Origin of the sequence: Bacillus sp. RE35, from assembly GCF_052146655.1 — a bacterium.
GTDB classification, from domain to species: domain Bacteria; phylum Bacillota; class Bacilli; order Bacillales; family Bacillaceae_G; genus Bacillus_A; species Bacillus_A cereus.
Genome location: NZ_CP197377.1, coordinates 250,001 through 267,500, shown reverse-complemented (window position 1 = coordinate 267,500; position 17,500 = coordinate 250,001). Strand labels below are relative to the sequence as shown.

Genomic DNA, 17,500 nt, shown 5'->3' with positions numbered 1-17,500 from the left:
AATACTTTTCGCAATCGCTAAACCGAGTCCCGACCCTTCCGTTACTCTACTTCGAGATTGATCCTTCTTATAGAAACGTTCAAACAAATTCGCTAACTCTTCTCTTGTAAACTCTTCACTATGATTCGCAATTACAATTTGTATATCCCTACGCTGCCTTTGAAGAGAAACTTTTATCTCTCCATCATCTTTACTATACTTAATTGCATTCATTAGTAAATTATCAAATACACGAACCATCTTTTCCGAATCAATCGATGCATAAGCACGTTCCTCAGGAAACTTCTTAACAAACGTAAGTCCATGCTCTTCCGCTTGCGGTACTAACTCTTCTATTAATTGCTCAAGCAACTCATTTACACATACTTCTTGTTTTTCTAATACAACTTGTTCATTTGTTAACTTCGTATACTCAAATAAATCTTCTATTAAATTTTTTAACTGCTCCGACTTTGCAAAAGCAATTCTCGTATACTCATCGTGTTGTTCTTTATTTTCATATTTAGAATCTCGAAGTAATCGTAAGTAACCCATAATAGAAGTAAGTGGTGTACGCAAATCATGCGATACATTTGTGATAAGCTCATTCTTTTGCTTTTCTAATTTACGTTCCTTTTCTATATTATTCATAAGCTCTTCTGCCATATTATTAATATTCTCAGTTAAAGCTGCAATCTCATCTTCACCTTTTTTCTCAATGCGGTAGGCTAAGTTACCTCTTTCTATTTCCTTTACGCCTTGTGCCATCGCTTCAATCTGCTTCATCTTTCTCTTTGTTATATAGAAGAAAGAGAAAATGAATACAAGTACACCAATTAAAAACGGGAATGGTCCTTCTTGCGTGTCATATATTACCTCTCCCTCTGGAATTCCGCTAACAAACATGTACAAATTCTTTCCTTCAATAGTAATAGGTGAAAAAGATATAAACTCTTTTCTTGTACTTTCAAATACATTTCTACCATCTGTATAATTAATCGCGAATGATGCTGCATTACGAATCGTATTATGCAAATCGATTTGCTCTTCTTGCGCTTGCTTTGTTTTATATAAAACTTTACCACTTTCATCAGTAACCAATATCTTCAAAGCTCTAGACCCTTGCTCTAAATTTTGGTTCTCCATTTCGATCATATTTGATATAGCTTCTAATTTATTTTCATGAACCGAACTATTTGCCGCTCCTTGAGCTTGGTGATTAATTTGTTCCATACCAGCCCGATAATCGATAGTTGCTTGACGATTCGCATTCTCAAAAAACGGTGCTGCTGCCTTTGCTGACAAAACTCCTAATAACGCACAAGCAGCAAAAGTAGTAATCAATTGAATCCTTATACTCTTTCGTACGCTCTTTACTAATTTCTCAAATAATTCTCTTATTTTCCTTATATAAGTAAACGGATTAAATATCTTTTTCAATCTTATACCCCACTCCCCATACTGTTTTTATATATCTAGGTTTCCTTGGATTCTCCTCAATCTTTTCACGCACTTTTCGAATATGCACCATTACAGTATTATCAGACTGGAAAGATCGTTCGTTCCACACCTTTTCATAAATTTGCTCCGCACTAAACACCATACCTGGATTTCTAGCTAGCAGTTCTAAAATTGAAAATTCCCTCGGAGTTAGTTTCACTTCTTCTCCCTCTACAATAACTTTATGGGTCGAGATGTTGATTTTCATCTCCCCAATTTCTAACTCGTCCTCATTTTGAATAGCGAAACCATTCATTTTCATATAACGGCGTAACTGAGATTTAATTCGTGCAATTAGCTCTAACGGATTAAACGGCTTCGTTACATAATCATCTGCCCCTGTTGTTAATCCTAAAATCTTATCCATATCTTGCGTTTTGGCAGAAAGCATAATAATAGGCATTTCTTTCGCTTCCCTTACCTTCATACACATATGAATACCATCCACTTTCGGCATCATAATATCTAATACGACTAGATGTACTTCATTTTCTTCCAATAGACGTAATCCTTCTTCTCCGTCTCCTGCTTGTAATACTTTATATCCTTCATTCTTTAAATAGATTGTAATTAAATTCCGAATTTCTTTTTCATCATCTACGACAAGTATTGTTTCGTGTGCCACAATATCTCCCCCATCACTTTTTTAATCCCTAACTTCTATTATAGGAAAACTTCTGAAGAAAAACGCTCGGAAATCCTTAAGATTTTCTGAAGACGCAAAAAAGGTCTAGACTCCCCTTAAGTCTAGACCTTTAAAAAACCCCTTTTATTTACGAACGTAGATGAAATATAGTACGAATAAAACTCCCATAACATACATAATCGGATGAACCTCTTTACGACGACCACTCACAACCATTGTAATTGGATAGAAGATAAATCCAATCGCAATCCCAGTTGCGATACTATACGTAAGTGGCATAGAGATAATTGTAAAGAATGCTGGCACTGCAATCTCGAATTTCTTCCAATCAATTTCCCCTAAGGAAGAAACCATCAAGATTCCTACAATAATTAAAGCCGGCGCCGTTACAGCTGGCGTTACAACACTTAGTAATGGCGAGAAGAATAGTGCCAGTAAAAAGAATCCTGCTGTTACAACTGCTGTAAATCCAGAACGTCCTCCTGCTGCTACCCCTGCAGACGATTCAATGTAAGACGTTGTTGTTGATGTACCAAGAATCGCACCAATTACAGTTGCAATCGCATCTGCAAATAACGCTTTTCCTGCACGTGGTAATTTATTGTTCTTCATTAATCCTGCTTGATTTGCAACCGCTACAAGCGTACCTGCTGTATCAAAGAAATCGATAAAGAAGAACGTTATAATAACAATCCCCATTTGAACTGTGAAAATATCTCCGAAGTGCGTTAACGCCACGCCGAACGTTGGTTCTAGACTCGGTATTGCTCCCACCACAGCTTTCGGAGTATCAATTAATCCTGTTGCTACTCCTAAGATCGCTGTAAGAATCATACCGTAAAATACTGCACCATTAATTTTCTTAATCATGAAGATGATCGTAGTAACAACCCCGAAGATTGCTAGTAACGTTGTACCCTTTGTTAAGTCCCCCAACCCAACAAGAACTGCATCATTTTTCACGATAATTCCGGCATTTTGGAATCCAAGAAATGCAATGAACAATCCGATACCTGCTGCCACTGCAAACTTTAACTCCGATGGAATTGCATTGATGATTTTTTCACGAATACCTGAAGCAGTAAGAATAATAAAGATAATACCTGACATTAATGTTCCGGCAATTGCTGTTTGCCATGGAATCCCCATCGTTAACACTGCTGTATAAGCAAAGAACGCGTTAATTCCCATACCTGGCGCTAAAGCAATTGGATACTTCGCGAAAATACCCATAATTAACGAACCGATCGCTGCCGCTAATGCCGTAGCAACGAATACTGCCCCTGGATCCATCCCTGTACCTGCTGGTAACCCTTTAACATTTCCAAGCGACAGCGTAGCAGGATTGACAAACAGTACGTAAGCCATAGATAGAAATGTCGTTAACCCTGCTATGAACTCAGTCTTATAATTCGTACCGAGTTCATCAAACTGAAAATAGCGTTTCATCTTACGTTTCCCCCGTTATATGATTACTCGCCGTATTTCACCCTAGCCCTCTTTTATCCCGAGAAATAAAAAAGGCTTCCATTGCATATATACATGGAAGCGTTCTATGAATAAAGATAAGATTCCCCTCACCTTTATAAAAACGCCTCGTAGTCAAGCCATTTACGGTAGCTAGGTAGAAACTTTCGGGCCATATCCCCGATATTATACGACGGCATAATATTCACTTTTCGTTTGAATTACATAATCATATTAACTCGACGAAGTAGTTTTGTCAATTTAAAAACGAACATTTTTATAAAATTTTATATTTTCGTTCGTATTAATACCAAAATAAAAAAGATCCATCTATGCATAAGCAATAGATGGACCTTTTTATAAATACTATTCCCACTCAATAGTTGCTGGTGGCTTACTCGTTACATCATACACGATACGGTTAACGTGTTTTACTTCGTTTACGATACGTACAGAGATTTTCTCTAATACGTCCCAAGGGATACGTGCCCAGTCAGCTGTCATACCGTCGATAGATGTTACCGCGCGGATACCTACTGTGTAATCATAAGTACGCTCGTCACCCATAACACCTACGCTACGCATACCAGGAAGCGCAGTGAAGTATTGCCAAATTTCACGATCTAAGCCCGCTTTAATAATTTCTTCACGTAAAATTGCATCAGATTCACGAACGATTTCTAATTTCTCTTCTGTGATTTCACCTAATACACGAATACCAAGACCCGGTCCTGGGAATGGTTGACGCCATACGATTTCATCAGGAATTCCTAGTTCAGATCCTAATACACGTACTTCATCTTTAAATAACGTGTTTAAAGGCTCAATTAATTTGAACTGCATGTCTTCTGGAAGTCCACCAACGTTATGGTGAGATTTAATTGTTTGTGCAGTTGCTGTACCACTCTCAACGATATCTGTGTAAAGTGTACCTTGCGCTAAGAAGTCCATACCTTGTAATTTTGACGCTTCATCATCGAATACGTAAATGAATTCGTTACCGATGATTTTGCGTTTTTGTTCTGGATCTTCTACACCTTTTAACTTGTCCATGAAGCGGTCTTTTGCATCCACTTTAATAACGTTCATATGGAAGCCTTCGCTAAATGTTTTCATAACGCCTTCTGCTTCGCCTTTACGAAGTAAACCGTGGTCAACGAAAATACATGTTAATTGGTCGCCGATTGCTTTATGAATTAATACTGCTACAACAGAAGAGTCTACACCGCCACTAAGTGCGCATAGTACTTTTTTGTCTCCAACAGTTTCACGAATCTTTTCTAATTCTACTTCAATAAAGTTCTCCATGTTCCATCCTTCAGAACAACCACATACACCGAATACGAAGTTTTTAATTAAATCGTTACCGTGCTCAGAGTGACGTACTTCTGGGTGGAATTGTACACCGTATAAGTTTTTCGCTTCATTGCTCATACCAGCAATTGGGCAAGACTCACTTGTTGCATCTACTACGAATCCTTCAGGTAAACCCGTTACTAAGTCGCCATGGCTCATCCATACAACTTGCTCTTCTGGAAGGTTCGCATATAATTTTGATTCGTTCTCTACTTTAAGAACAGCTTTTCCGTACTCACGGTGATTTGCACGCTCTACTTTACCACCGAAGTGTTGCGTCATAAGCTGCATACCGTAACAAATACCGAAGATTGGTAAACCTAGTTCAAAGATTTTTTCATCACAATGTAATGCACCTTCACCGTATACACTATTTGGTCCACCAGAGAAAATAATCCCTTTTGGATTCATTGCTTTAATTTCTTCTGCAGTAATTGTATGTGGATGAAGTTCACTGTATACACCGAACTCACGAATTCGACGTGCTATTAACTGATTGTATTGACTTCCAAAATCTAAAACGATAATTGTATCGTGTTGTTTCTTCAAAATAATCACCCCAACGTTAGTTCTCGTATATAAATATTTTCACCAATTTGGCGAAAAGCATTACCAATATAATAAAAAAAGCCAGTCCTCCGCCTCTAGTCTCATAACAAAGAAAAGGCAGGGGTCTGGCTTTATAAAGAAAGATAGTCTCCGCTCTTTATAAATATAAGACACACTGCCTTCATAGTCAGGTTGTTTACGGTAACCCGGTAGAGACTCTCAAACCATATCATTGAGGATATATGAAGGATCGTTTTATATTATCTTCCTAGATTCTAACAATGAAGTATCAATATGGTCAAGAGAGAAAGCGACAAAATTCTACAGAAATTCATTTCCTTTTCTAAAAAACATAAAAAAACATCCATTTCTATATAGAAATGGATGTTTTTTAGGACAAACGGAATTACATCATTCCGCCCATACCGCCCATGCCCATGCCGCCCATGTCAGGCATTGCTGGTGCATTTGGTTCTGGCTTGTCAGCTACTACAGCTTCAGTTGTTAAGAACATAGCTGCAACAGATGCTGCGTTTTGAAGTGCAGAACGAGTTACTTTAGCTGGATCTACGATACCAGACTCAAGCATGTTAACCCATTCGCCAGTAGCTGCGTTGAAACCAACGCCTACTTTTTCGCCTTTTAGACGCTCTACAACTACAGATCCTTCTAGACCAGCGTTGATTGCGATTTGACGAACTGGCTCTTCTAGTGCACGAAGTACGATGTTGATACCTGTTGCTTCGTCGCCTTCAGCTACGATAGAAGCTACTTTTGTGTATACGTTCATAAGTGAAGTACCACCACCTGCAACGATACCTTCTTCTACTGCTGCACGAGTTGAGTTAAGTGCATCTTCAATGCGAAGTTTGCGCTCTTTTAACTCAGTTTCAGTTGCTGCACCTACTTTAATTACTGCTACGCCACCTGCTAGTTTAGCAAGACGCTCTTGTAATTTTTCACGATCGAATTCAGAAGTTGTTTCTTCTAATTGCGCACGGATTTGACCGATGCGAGCTTCGATTTGTTCTGTGCTTCCTACACCTTCAACTACAGTTGTGTTTTCTTTTGTAACAACAACTTTACCAGCGCGTCCTAAAGATTCAACTGTAGCAGATTTTAAGTCACGGCCTAATTCTTCAGTGATCACTTCGCCACCAGTTAAGATTGCGATATCTTCTAGCATTGCTTTACGACGGTCACCAAATCCAGGAGCTTTAACAGCTACTACATTGAATGTACCACGAAGTTTGTTCACTACTAATGTAGCTAATGCTTCGCCTTCTACATCTTCAGCAATGATAAGAAGTGGTTTACCTTGTTGTACCACTTGCTCTAATACTGGTAAGATTTCTTGAATGTTAGAAATCTTTTTGTCAGTAATTAAGATATATGGGTTATCAAGAACTGCTTCCATTTTGTCAGAATCAGTAATCATGTAAGGAGATGCATAGCCACGATCAAATTGCATACCTTCTACTACGTCTAATTCTGTTGTGAATCCTTTAGACTCTTCTAAAGTAATAACGCCGTCGTTACCAACGCGCTCCATTGCTTCAGCGATTAATTGACCTACTTCTTCGTCAGCTGCAGAAATAGCAGCTACTTGTGCGATAGAAGATTTGCCTTCGATTGGTTTAGAAATCGTTTTTAATTCTTCAATTGCAGCAGTAACAGCTTTTTCGATACCTTTACGAAGACCCATTGGGTTCGCACCAGCTGTTACGTTTTTAAGACCTTCACGAATCATAGCTTGCGCTAATACAGTTGCAGTTGTTGTTCCGTCACCAGCTACGTCATTTGTTTTGCTAGCAACTTCTGCTACTAATTTCGCACCCATGTTTTCGAATGCATCTTCTAATTCGATTTCTTTTGCGATTGTTACACCATCATTTGTAATAAGTGGTGAACCAAATTTTTTCTCAAGTACAACGTTACGACCTTTTGGTCCAAGCGTAACTTTTACTGCGTTTGCAAGAGTGTCGACACCGCGAAGCATCGAACGACGTGCTTCTTCACTAAATTTAATATCTTTTGCCATAATAATTGACCCCCTTGGATTTTTTAAGATTTATATAATTAACCGATAACTGCTAAAATGTCACTTTCACGTAAAATCAAGTAGTCTGTACCTTCATATTTCACTTCAGTACCTGCATATTTTGAGAAGATGATAAGATCACCTGCTGCTACCTCTAAAGCAACACGCTCACCATTCTCAAGCACTCGACCAGTACCTACTGCAACAACTTTACCCTCTTGTGGTTTTTCTTTTGCAGTATCTGGTAATACGATACCACTTGCTGTTTTTTCTTCTGCTTGAACAAGCTCAATTACAACGCGATCACCTAATGGCTTTAGCATGAACAATAACCTCCTCATTTTGTTATGTAAATTTCTTTTATTAGCACTCAAGTCATCCGAGTGCTAACACACTTATAATAATAAATAATCTCAATTTCTTTTGCAAGTAAAAAAATCATAATTTTTTCGCAAATCACTATATAAACTTTCTATATACAATACTGCCTTTACTATATGAATCGTTGTTTCCACTGCTCGTATGTTACAATATGAAAGGACACCCTAAGTTGTTTTCGCTACACATACAACTTTCTCCTGTCTTCTATTATAATTTCAAATAAGGATTTACGAAAAAAACATAATTCAAGAGGTTTATATCGTAGGTAGCATATTTACATGTTATCCTAACTTATCTCATACACTATAGTTAGAAAGGATGGTTAAACCATTTGAAGAAACAATACTGGTGGATTATCGTTACATACATTTTAATGCAGTTATCTGGCGTTGTTGGATTACCACTTCTCCTAAAAACAGGACTCTATGATAATAGAGGATTTACCATTGAAGAAAAAGGACAAATCATAACGGGACACTGGGCAATCATTAGCTTCTTTATTGCATTATGTATCGTGCTTTGGTTACTTAGAACAGATATTCGTGACAGGCATTTAGATCCAATGCGCTCTTCTGTTCCAGCTACTATTGGATGGATTTTTATCGGGTTCTTCTTAGCAATCATCTCACAATCCATTGCAGGTATGATTGAAATGTATGTATTTGGGGTTCCACGTGGATCTGAGAATACAGACAGACTGATGGACATCGCAAGAACGATACCTTGGTTCCTTATTGTTGTATCTATAATTGGACCTATCTTAGAAGAAATCGTATTTAGAAAAATTCTATTCGGCACGCTTTATAAGAAGTTTAACTTCTTTATCGCAGCTATCATTAGTTCGCTTGTATTCGCAACAATTCATTTTGATTTTACTCACTTATTGGTATACACTGCTATGGGGCTCGTATTCGCCTTCTTATATGTGAAGACGAAACGTATTATCGTTCCGATTGCAGCTCATGTTGCGATGAATACATTAGTCGCTATTGGGCAAATTTTTATGAGCAATGAACAAATTCAAGAAATGATTAAAGAAGCTGAAAAAATGCAAGGCTTTATCGGAGGATTTTTTGTATGAGAAACTCACCATTGTTCATGGCTGCACTATACTTCCTTCTTGGATGTATCTTTACACGCTTCGCCATTACGAACGTGACAGATACAATCTGGAATATGTGGACAATACTATTTGCAGTTATGGCAACAATTGATTTTAATTTGGCACTTCGCCTTATATTAGTTAAATTCACAAAGAAGAAACAATAATAAAACGCAGAGGTCGCTTCCTCTGCGTTTTATTGTGGATAGTTTTTCAAAAAGTAAACTAATGTTTGTAACTCTACAGCTAAGTCAATATGATGAATTCTAATATTCTCTGATACGTTTAATCGCGCTGGTGTGAAATTCAAAATACCGTGCACGCTTGTTTCAGCTAATCTATCTGCTACAGCTTGTGCTACTGTAGCCGGTACTGTTAATATTGCCACTTGTATATCATTTGATAATCTCTCTTCTAATTCATCTAAATGATATACAGGAATGCCCCCGATTTCTGTTCCAACTTTCTCTTCACTAACATCAAATGCCATTTCAATTTTTGTATTATTGTTTTTCGTGAAATTATAATGTAAGAAAGCGGTCCCTAAATTACCTACTCCAATAAGTGCTACACGTGTTATATCATCTTGATCAAGTGTTTCGCGGAAAAATGATAATAAATAATTTACGTTATATCCATATCCCTTTTTCCCTAACGCTCCAAAATACGAAAAATCTCTTCGTATTGTTGCGGAATCTACTTTTACTGCCTCACTCAATTCGGCCGATGAAACACGCTGCTTACCAGAAAGAGATAAGTTTTGGATAAATCGATAGTATAGAGGCAATCTTTTAGCAGTGGCTTGTGGAATCTTTTGCTGATCCATATGACCTCTCCTCTCTTCCTATCTTTATTCATATACTTTAATCAAATACAGAAGTTTAGCACTCATTAAATTCCTTGTATAATAAAGAGAAGAAGTATTCTCTCTTTATTTTAAACTATACACTATTTTTAGTATGATTGAGAAATATAAACATGGCAAAGTTAAGAAATTATTTGAGGTGAAAACATTGATTTTATTACAAGTAAACGGGCTTTCGAAATTATACGGTGCAGAAACGATTCTTGCAAACATAAAATTGGAAGTACAAACAAAAGATCGTATCGCATTAGTTGGAAGGAATGGAGCAGGAAAATCTACATTATTAAAAATTATCGCTGGTGAATTATCTCATGATGGTGGCGAAATTATAAAACCGAAAGATGTCTCAATCGGATATTTAGCTCAAAATACTGGACTAGAAACGTCTTTAACAATTTGGGATGAAATGCTAACCGTCTTTACCCACTTACAGCAAATGGAGACAAAACTTCGAAGGCTTGAGCAAGAAATGGGAAAAGAAGAAAACTTTTCAAACGAAGCTACATATGAAAGATTGTTAGCTGATTATGACCAACTACAACTCAATTATAAAGATCAAGGTGGATATCAATATGAAGCGGATATTCGCTCCATTTTAAGCGGCCTTGGCTTCCCAGTTGAAACGCACCAGACGACGATCTCTACTTTAAGCGGCGGGCAAAAAACAAGATTAGCTCTCGGGAAATTATTATTAACAAAACCAGACTTACTTATTTTGGACGAGCCTACAAACCATTTAGACATCGAAACATTAACATGGCTTGAGCAATATTTGCAAGGTTATCCTGGCGCAATATTAATCGTCTCACATGACCGTTATTTCTTAGACAAACTCGTTACACAAGTATATGAAATTTCGAATAAAGAAAGCAGACGATTTGTTGGTAACTACAGTAAATATTTAGACTTAAAATCAGCATTATATGAGCAAGAAATGAAACGTTACGAAAAACAACAAGATGAAATCGCAAAACTTGAGGACTTCGTTCAAAAGAATATAGCTCGCGCTTCTACAACGAAACGTGCTCAAAGTCGCCGTAAACAACTAGACAGAATGGAATTATTAACGAGACCATTAGGGGATTCTAAGTCAGCATCATTCCACTTCGATATTGAAAAACAAAGTGGAAATGATGTTTTACAAGTAAATGATGCAACCATCGGCTATGATGAAAACCCTATAATTGAACATGTAACTATGCGCTTAACTCGCGGAGATAGTGTTGCTTTAGTTGGTCCAAACGGAATTGGGAAATCCACATTGTTAAAATCCATTGTGAATAAGTTACCACTATTAAATGGTGATGTTTCTTTCGGATCAAATGTATCTGTTGGTTATTATGATCAAGAACAAGCAAACTTAACATCTTCTAAACGGGTTTTAAATGAACTATGGGATGAATATCCACTGCAACCGGAAAAAGAAATCCGTACTATACTTGGGAATTTTTTATTCACAGGAGATGATGTACTGAAACCAGTATCTTCCCTTAGTGGTGGACAAAAAGCTCGATTAGCTCTTGCAAAACTTATGATGCAAAAGTCAAATTTGTTAATTCTAGATGAGCCTACGAACCACCTTGATTTAAATAGTAAAGAGATTTTGGAGAATGCTTTAATTGATTACCCAGGGACTCTTCTATTCGTCTCACATGACCGCTACTTTATTAACCGTGTAACAACGACTGTGGTTGAGTTATCAACAGAAGGTGCACAGGAATATTTAGGGGATTACGATTACTACGTTGAAAAGAAAAATGAAATGATTGAACGTGCAGAACTTGAACAGCAAGAAAGTGACGTTCCTGTTCAAAAGGTGGTTGCACAAGAGAAATTAAATTATTTAGAAGAAAAAGAGCGTAAAAAACTAGAGCGTCAACGCACTAGAAAAATTGAAGAGCTAGAACAAAGTATAGTGGAATTAGAAGAAGAAATTGCTACGTTAGAAGATCAACTTTGCTTACCAGAAATATATGCAGATTATGAAAAAGCTAGTGAAATTACAACTAAAAAGCAAACGCTACAAGAACAACTTGAAACTTGTATGGCAGAATGGGAAGAGCTGCATGTATAAGCATATTTAAATAAGGAAGATGTCTCATAAGTCAGGATTTTTGACTATGTGACATCTTTTTTTAGTACTTAAACAATTTTTTGAATATATCTATCGTAACTTAGAATATACTAACGATTTTTTAAATATATCTATTGTAACCCTATATATATTAACAATTCGACACGAAATATCGTTTTAACGACAAAGATTGACAAGATTAGCATCTTCTATAATGGGGAGATGTTTCAAAATGTTTTTCGGGGATATCTTCTTGCTTTTTATTTCCCGAAAAAGAACAAATTCAAAGGTCTGACATCAACCTATTTATCCACAAGTTTATACACATATCCACCTTTATAAAATAAACATCAAAATAACTTTTCCACATTATCCACAGTCAACAAAAAAGTTATCAACATTTTATATACACAATAAAACCCACATTATCAACAGATAATATGGGTTTTATCCACAACCTGTGGTTAATTATGTGTATAACTATGCTTCAATATCTAATCCTGGATTTGCATTTAAGGCTAATGTTGCACGCTTACCTTGTTCATAAGCAATTGTCCCTGCCGCTGCAATCATCGCTGCATTATCTGTGCATAAAGATAGCGGCGGAATAATTAATTCAATGTTTTCTTTTTGTGCAAATTCCTCTTCTAATCGCGCACGAAGTCCTTTATTAGCAGCTACTCCACCAGCAAGAAGTAATTGCTTTACATTATAAGCTTCTGCTGCACGAGCTGCTTTCGTTACAAGTACATCTATTACACTTTCTTGGAAACTTGCCGCTAAATCTTCTGGTGCAATTTCTATACCGCGCTGTTTTGCGTTATGCACAGTGTTGATAACTGCTGATTTCAATCCACTAAAGCTAAAATCATACGAATCCGGTTCTAGCCATGCACGAGGCAAATCAATTGTCGGTTCTCCTTCATGTGCAAGGCGATCAATATGAGGACCACCTGGATATGGCATAGATAACGTACGAGCTACTTTATCATATGCTTCTCCAGCTGCATCGTCTCGTGTTTCACCAATTACTTCGAATGAACCATGTTCTTTCATATAAACAAGTTCTGTATGCCCACCAGATACAACAAGTGATAATAACGGGAATTGAACTTCTTTTACTAAACGGTTCGCATAAATATGACCAGCAATATGATGAACACCGACTAACGGAATATCATGTGCAAACGCTACTGCCTTCGCTGCATTTACTCCAATTAGAAGTGCTCCTACTAAACCAGGACCTTCTGTTACAGCAATTGCATCAATATCATCAAATGTGATATTTGCTTCCTTTAAAGCTTCTTCTAACACAACTGTAATTTCTTCTACATGATGACGGGATGCAATCTCTGGTACAACGCCGCCAAAACGTTTATGACTTTCAATTTGTGATGCAACGACATTCGCAATAATTTCCGTTCCATTTTTAACAACTGCTACTGCTGTTTCATCACAACTTGTTTCAATACCAAGTATAATCGTATTTTTTTCCATTATATATTCACCCACATTACGAGACCATCTTCCTGATTGTCTGCATAGTATCGTTTACGAATCCCACCATTTTGAAATCCGTATTTTCTGTATAACTGCTTTGCTACTTCATTTGATACACGTACTTCAAGTGTCATTGTTTTTACCCCTAGTTCTTTCGCTTCAGAAATAACTGCTTTCAATAGGGCATCTCCTAACTTTTGACCTCGGTATTCTGGCAAAATAGCTATATTTGTTATATGTGATTCATCAATAATTATCCACAATCCACAATACCCGACTACACGACCATCTTTTTCTAACACAATATAATGTGCATGTTCATTCATCGTTAATTCACGGTGAAAGGCATCTGCAGTCCAAGGAGTTGAAAAAGACGCTTCTTCAATAGCTACAATTTGAGCAATATCATCAAGCTCCATCTTTCTAAATATCATATCCATCTTCTGCAAGCTCCTACTTGTTTTGACTTTCTAACCACTTTGTTTCAGCTTCAGCTAAACGAAGATAGCTTGGAACAAACGTATGCACATCTTGTTCTTCTTTTTGTAATCCTAAGAATGCTAGCTCACTTGGTCTTGGGTTATTTTTAGTAAATGGAGCGAATACAGCTTGATCACCTAAATGTTCTATAATTGTTTCTTTATGCAATTTAACATCGTTACCGATAAATAAAACAGGCTGTCCTTTATCTTTTAACATTTGCAACCAGTCTACAATAAGAATAATTCGGTCTTCTTCTATTGAAGTTAACTGCTCTCCTTCATATGTATATAACCCAGTATAAATTTGCCCACGTCTTCCATCAAATAAAGGACAAATTAACCCGTTAAAGTTAGCACCGTTTGCAGCTACTACCTCTAAACTTGATACACCTACAATTGGTATTTGAAGTGACCAAGCTAATGTTTTCGCCGCTGTCACGCCTATACGAACACCTGTATAGGATCCAGGTCCAGCAGCTACAACGATTTTAGTTAATTCCTTCGGTTTTACGCCACACTCTTTTAACAGTTTCTCTACAGCTGGCATAAGACGTACAGAATGGTTTTTTGTTAAATTTGTAATGATTTCCCCAATTACGTTTTCTTCCTCAATAAGGGATACACCCATTACGTAATTTGAAGTATCAATTGCTAGTACTTTCATCTTGTAATAGCTCCTCACATAATCTAATATAGCGATCTCCAATTGGCTCGAGTATAATTTTTCTTGTGTCATCTCCAGCATGGAATAAACTAATTTGTAACTTTTCATTCGGTAAATATGCTTCTATTAAATGAGCCCATTCTACTACCGTAATTCCTTCACCGTAGAAATATTCATCAAAGCCTAAGTCCTCTTCACTTTCTGCTAAGCGATACACGTCCATATGATATAGCGGTAATCTTCCTTTATATTCTTTGATGATATTAAAGGTAGGACTATTTACAACTCTTTTCACTCCAAGACCTTTTGCTAGTCCCTTTGTAAAAGTCGTCTTACCAGCTCCAAGATCTCCTTCTAAAATAATTACGTCTTGTGCCTCTACGAGCTCACCTAGTTTTTCTGATAACCTTTGTGTTTCCTCAGAAGATTTTGTTGTTACTTCATATTTACTCACAGACTTCACCTACTTTACTCACAATGTTCTCTGCTCTTTATTATACAGGTTTTGAATATATAAAAAAGTCCTTAGGAGTTGTCCTAAGGATAGTTTGACTGTCTTTATTAGTTTTTTGTTAAAACAAATAAAAAAATACGAAACAACTTGTTTCGTTCTTTTCTTTATATGAAATGGCGGTCCCGACCGGGGTCGAACCGGCGATCTCCTGCGTGACAGGCAGGCATGTTAACCACTACACCACGGGACCATTTGGTTGCGGGGACAGGATTTGAACCTGCGACCTTCGGGTTATGAGCCCGACGAGCTACCGTGCTGCTCCACCCCGCGACAATATAAATAGCTTGGCGACGTCCTACTCTCACAGGGACAAGGTCCCAACTACCATCGGCGCTAGAGAGCTTAACTTCCGTGTTCGGTATGGGAACGGGTGTGACCTCTCTGCCATCATCACCAAACTATGAAGGCATATTCCTTCAAAACTAGATAACATTGCTACATATTATATGGTTAAGTCCTCGATCTATTAGTATTCGTCAGCTCCACATGTCACCATGCTTCCACCTCGAACCTATCAACCTGATCATCTTTCAGGGATCTTACTAGCTTACGCTATGGGAAATCTCATCTTGAGGGGGGCTTCATGCTTAGATGCTTTCAGCACTTATCCCTTCCGCACATAGCTACCCAGCTATGCCCTTGGCAGAACAACTGGTACACCAGCGGTGCGTCCATCCCGGTCCTCTCGTACTAAGGACAGCTCCTCTCAAATTTCCTACGCCCACGACGGATAGGGACCGAACTGTCTCACGACGTTCTGAACCCAGCTCGCGTACCGCTTTAATGGGCGAACAGCCCAACCCTTGGGACCGACTACAGCCCCAGGATGCGATGAGCCGACATCGAGGTGCCAAACCTCCCCGTCGATGTGGACTCTTGGGGGAGATAAGCCTGTTATCCCCGGGGTAGCTTTTATCCGTTGAGCGATGGCCCTTCCATGCGGAACCACCGGATCACTAAGCCCGACTTTCGTCCCTGCTCGACTTGTAGGTCTCGCAGTCAAGCTCCCTTATGCCTTTGCACTCTACGAATGATTTCCAACCATTCTGAGGGAACCTTTGGGCGCCTCCGTTACACTTTAGGAGGCGACCGCCCCAGTCAAACTGCCCACCTGACACTGTCTCCCGGGTCGATAAGACCCGTAGGTTAGAATTTCAATACAGTCAGGGCGGTATCCCACCAGCGCCTCCACCGAAGCTAGCGCTCCGGTTTCAATGGCTCCCGCCTATCCTGTACAAACTGTACCAAAATTCAATATCAGGCTACAGTAAAGCTCCACGGGGTCTTTCCGTCCTGTCGCGGGTAACCTGCATCTTCACAGGTACTATAATTTCACCGAGTCTCTGGTTGAGACAGTGCCCAAATCGTTACACCTTTCGTGCGGGTCGGAACTTACCCGACAAGGAATTTCGCTACCTTAGGACCGTTATAGTTACGGCCGCCGTTTACTGGGGCTTCAGTTCAGAGCTTCGCTTACGCTAACCCCTCTCCTTAACCTTCCAGCACCGGGCAGGTGTCACCCCCTATACTTCGCCTTACGGCTTCGCAGAGAGCTGTGTTTTTGCTAAACAGTCGCTTGGGCCTATTCACTGCGGCTTTCCGTTAAGAAAGCACCCCTTCTCCCGAAGTTACGGGGTCATTTTGCCGAGTTCCTTAACCAGAGTTCTCTCGCACACCTTAGGATTCTCTCCTCGCCTACCTGTGTCGGTTTGCGGTACAGGCACCTTTTATCTCGCTAGAAGCTTTTCTTGGCAGCGGGGAATCAAAGACTTCGCTCCATAAGGAGCTTCCCCATCACAGCTCAGCCTTCACGATAAGCGGATTTGCCTACTTATCAGCCTAACTGCTTGGACGTGCACAACCAATCGCACGCTTCTTCTATCCTTCTGCGTCCCTCCATTGCTCAAACGATAAAGAGGTGGTACAGGAATATCAACCTGTTGTCCATCGCCTACGCCTGTCGGCCTCGGCTTAGGTCCTGACTAACCCTGAGCGGACGAGCCTTCCTCAGGAAACCTTAGGCATTCGGTGGACGGGATTCTCACCCGTCTTTCGCTACTCATACCGGCATTCTCACTTCTAAGCACTCCACCAGTCCTTCCGGTCTGACTTCACTGTCCTTAGAACGCTCCCCTACCACTGATACCATTGGTATCAATCCGCAGCTTCGGTGGTGTATTTAGCCCCGGTACATTTTCGGCGCAGAGTCACTCGACTAGTGAGCTATTACGCACTCTTTAAATGGTGGCTGCTTCTAAGCCAACATCCTAGTTGTCTAAGCAACTCCACATCCTTTTCCACTTAATACACACTTTGGGACCTTAGCTGGCGGTCTGGGCTGTTTCCCTTTTGACTACGGATCTTATCACTCGCAGTCTGA

At 38.9% G+C, this 17,500-nt stretch carries 14 protein-coding genes, 2 tRNA genes, 2 rRNA genes and 2 riboswitches (2 of these 20 cut by a window edge); of the genes, 3 read left to right on the top strand and 15 right to left on the bottom strand.

What is annotated here, in order from left to right:
• From ampS to groES, 6 genes are all read right to left on the bottom strand, one after another.
• On the bottom strand, positions 1–1,419 hold the 5' portion of the coding sequence (ampS, locus tag ACTL4X_RS01550) for an aminopeptidase AmpS (protein WP_000719205.1). Its footprint begins 87 nt before the window's first position; the window shows 1,419 of its 1,506 coding nt (coding positions 1–1,419); it begins with the start codon at positions 1,417–1,419; its stop codon lies off the left edge, out of view.
• Positions 1,403–2,104 (bottom strand): response regulator transcription factor, encoded by a 702-nt coding sequence (locus ACTL4X_RS01545; protein WP_000929885.1) that lies wholly within the window; start codon positions 2,102–2,104, stop codon positions 1,403–1,405. The genes ampS and ACTL4X_RS01545 overlap by 17 nt, the downstream gene beginning before the upstream one ends.
• Before the next feature lie 144 nt (positions 2,105–2,248).
• A complete protein-coding gene (locus tag ACTL4X_RS01540; RefSeq protein ID WP_000833082.1) occupies positions 2,249–3,574 on the bottom strand; it encodes an NCS2 family permease in 1,326 nt (441 codons plus the stop codon).
• Positions 3,575–3,704: 130 nt separating this feature from the next.
• Positions 3,705–3,806, bottom strand: a riboswitch (purine riboswitch).
• Between the two features lie 152 nt (positions 3,807–3,958).
• Positions 3,959–5,497: a glutamine-hydrolyzing GMP synthase gene (gene guaA / locus ACTL4X_RS01535; protein ID WP_000743905.1), complete on the bottom strand. Its 1,539-nt coding sequence runs from the start codon at positions 5,495–5,497 to the stop codon at positions 3,959–3,961.
• 164 nt (positions 5,498–5,661) lie between these two features.
• Positions 5,662–5,763: riboswitch (purine riboswitch) on the bottom strand.
• A gap of 140 nt (positions 5,764–5,903) precedes the next feature.
• Complete coding sequence (gene groL / locus ACTL4X_RS01530; RefSeq protein ID WP_001029993.1) at positions 5,904–7,538, bottom strand: chaperonin GroEL; 1,635 nt, start codon at positions 7,536–7,538, stop codon at positions 5,904–5,906.
• A 38-nt stretch (positions 7,539–7,576) separates the two neighbouring features.
• Positions 7,577–7,861, bottom strand: a complete 285-nt coding sequence (gene groES / locus ACTL4X_RS01525; RefSeq protein WP_000917311.1) for a co-chaperone GroES — start codon at positions 7,859–7,861, stop codon at positions 7,577–7,579.
• A gap of 389 nt (positions 7,862–8,250) precedes the next feature.
• Between groES and ACTL4X_RS01520 the strand changes: the two genes are divergently transcribed.
• Together ACTL4X_RS01520 and ACTL4X_RS01515 are read left to right on the top strand one after the other, a co-directional pair.
• Complete coding sequence (locus tag ACTL4X_RS01520; RefSeq protein ID WP_000745324.1) at positions 8,251–9,000, top strand: CPBP family intramembrane glutamic endopeptidase; 750 nt, start codon at positions 8,251–8,253, stop codon at positions 8,998–9,000.
• On the top strand, positions 8,997–9,188 hold the full coding sequence (locus tag ACTL4X_RS01515; RefSeq protein WP_001246201.1) for a YdiK family protein: 192 nt from the start codon (positions 8,997–8,999) through the stop codon (positions 9,186–9,188). The genes ACTL4X_RS01520 and ACTL4X_RS01515 overlap by 4 nt, the downstream gene beginning before the upstream one ends.
• Before the next feature lie 29 nt (positions 9,189–9,217).
• On the opposite strand, the gene ACTL4X_RS01510 is transcribed toward ACTL4X_RS01515, so the two are convergent.
• Positions 9,218–9,847 (bottom strand): redox-sensing transcriptional repressor Rex, encoded by a 630-nt coding sequence (locus tag ACTL4X_RS01510; protein WP_000372699.1) that lies wholly within the window; start codon positions 9,845–9,847, stop codon positions 9,218–9,220.
• Positions 9,848–10,034: 187 nt separating this feature from the next.
• On the opposite strand from ACTL4X_RS01510, the gene ACTL4X_RS01505 reads away from it, so the two are divergent.
• Positions 10,035–11,960 carry an ABC-F family ATP-binding cassette domain-containing protein gene (locus tag ACTL4X_RS01505; RefSeq protein ID WP_217895771.1) on the top strand — a complete coding sequence of 642 codons (1,926 nt, stop codon included), beginning with the start codon at positions 10,035–10,037 and terminating at the stop codon, positions 11,958–11,960.
• Positions 11,961–12,440: 480 nt separating this feature from the next.
• Here the strand turns inward: ACTL4X_RS01505 and tsaD are convergent, their stop codons facing one another.
• The 8 genes from tsaD to ACTL4X_RS01465 form a co-directional block, all read right to left on the bottom strand.
• On the bottom strand, positions 12,441–13,457 hold the full coding sequence (tsaD, locus tag ACTL4X_RS01500; protein WP_000414585.1) for a tRNA (adenosine(37)-N6)-threonylcarbamoyltransferase complex transferase subunit TsaD: 1,017 nt from the start codon (positions 13,455–13,457) through the stop codon (positions 12,441–12,443).
• On the bottom strand, positions 13,457–13,900 hold the full coding sequence (gene rimI, locus ACTL4X_RS01495) for a ribosomal protein S18-alanine N-acetyltransferase (RefSeq protein WP_000367190.1): 444 nt from the start codon (positions 13,898–13,900) through the stop codon (positions 13,457–13,459). The genes tsaD and rimI overlap by 1 nt, the downstream gene beginning before the upstream one ends.
• A 13-nt stretch (positions 13,901–13,913) precedes the next feature.
• Complete coding sequence (gene tsaB / locus ACTL4X_RS01490) at positions 13,914–14,606, bottom strand: tRNA (adenosine(37)-N6)-threonylcarbamoyltransferase complex dimerization subunit type 1 TsaB (protein ID WP_000865740.1); 693 nt, start codon at positions 14,604–14,606, stop codon at positions 13,914–13,916.
• On the bottom strand, positions 14,587–15,060 hold the full coding sequence (tsaE, locus tag ACTL4X_RS01485; protein WP_000049642.1) for a tRNA (adenosine(37)-N6)-threonylcarbamoyltransferase complex ATPase subunit type 1 TsaE: 474 nt from the start codon (positions 15,058–15,060) through the stop codon (positions 14,587–14,589). Before tsaE ends, tsaB begins: the two co-directional genes overlap by 20 nt.
• Positions 15,061–15,234: 174 nt before the next feature.
• A tRNA-Asp gene (locus tag ACTL4X_RS01480) sits at positions 15,235–15,310 on the bottom strand.
• A 3-nt stretch (positions 15,311–15,313) separates the two neighbouring features.
• Positions 15,314–15,390, bottom strand: a tRNA-Met gene (locus ACTL4X_RS01475).
• Positions 15,391–15,402: 12 nt separating this feature from the next.
• A 5S ribosomal RNA gene (gene rrf, locus ACTL4X_RS01470) occupies positions 15,403–15,518 on the bottom strand.
• Between the two features lie 48 nt (positions 15,519–15,566).
• Positions 15,567–17,500, bottom strand: a 23S ribosomal RNA gene (locus ACTL4X_RS01465); it runs 987 nt beyond the window's last position.

Excerpts from the sequence above, each read along its gene's own strand:
- ACTL4X_RS01540 (WP_000833082.1), bottom strand. The coding sequence starts at position 3,574 with ATGAAACGCTATTTTCAGTTTGATGAACTCGGTACGAATTATAAGACT.
- groL (WP_001029993.1), bottom strand. The coding sequence starts at position 7,538 with ATGGCAAAAGATATTAAATTTAGTGAAGAAGCACGTCGTTCGATGCTT.
- groES (WP_000917311.1), bottom strand. The coding sequence starts at position 7,861 with ATGCTAAAGCCATTAGGTGATCGCGTTGTAATTGAGCTTGTTCAAGCA.
- ACTL4X_RS01515 (WP_001246201.1), top strand. The coding sequence starts at position 8,997 with ATGAGAAACTCACCATTGTTCATGGCTGCACTATACTTCCTTCTTGGA.
- ACTL4X_RS01510 (WP_000372699.1), bottom strand. The coding sequence starts at position 9,847 with ATGGATCAGCAAAAGATTCCACAAGCCACTGCTAAAAGATTGCCTCTA.
- tsaD (WP_000414585.1), bottom strand. The coding sequence starts at position 13,457 with ATGGAAAAAAATACGATTATACTTGGTATTGAAACAAGTTGTGATGAA.
- rimI (WP_000367190.1), bottom strand. The coding sequence starts at position 13,900 with ATGGATATGATATTTAGAAAGATGGAGCTTGATGATATTGCTCAAATT.
- tsaB (WP_000865740.1), bottom strand. The coding sequence starts at position 14,606 with ATGAAAGTACTAGCAATTGATACTTCAAATTACGTAATGGGTGTATCC.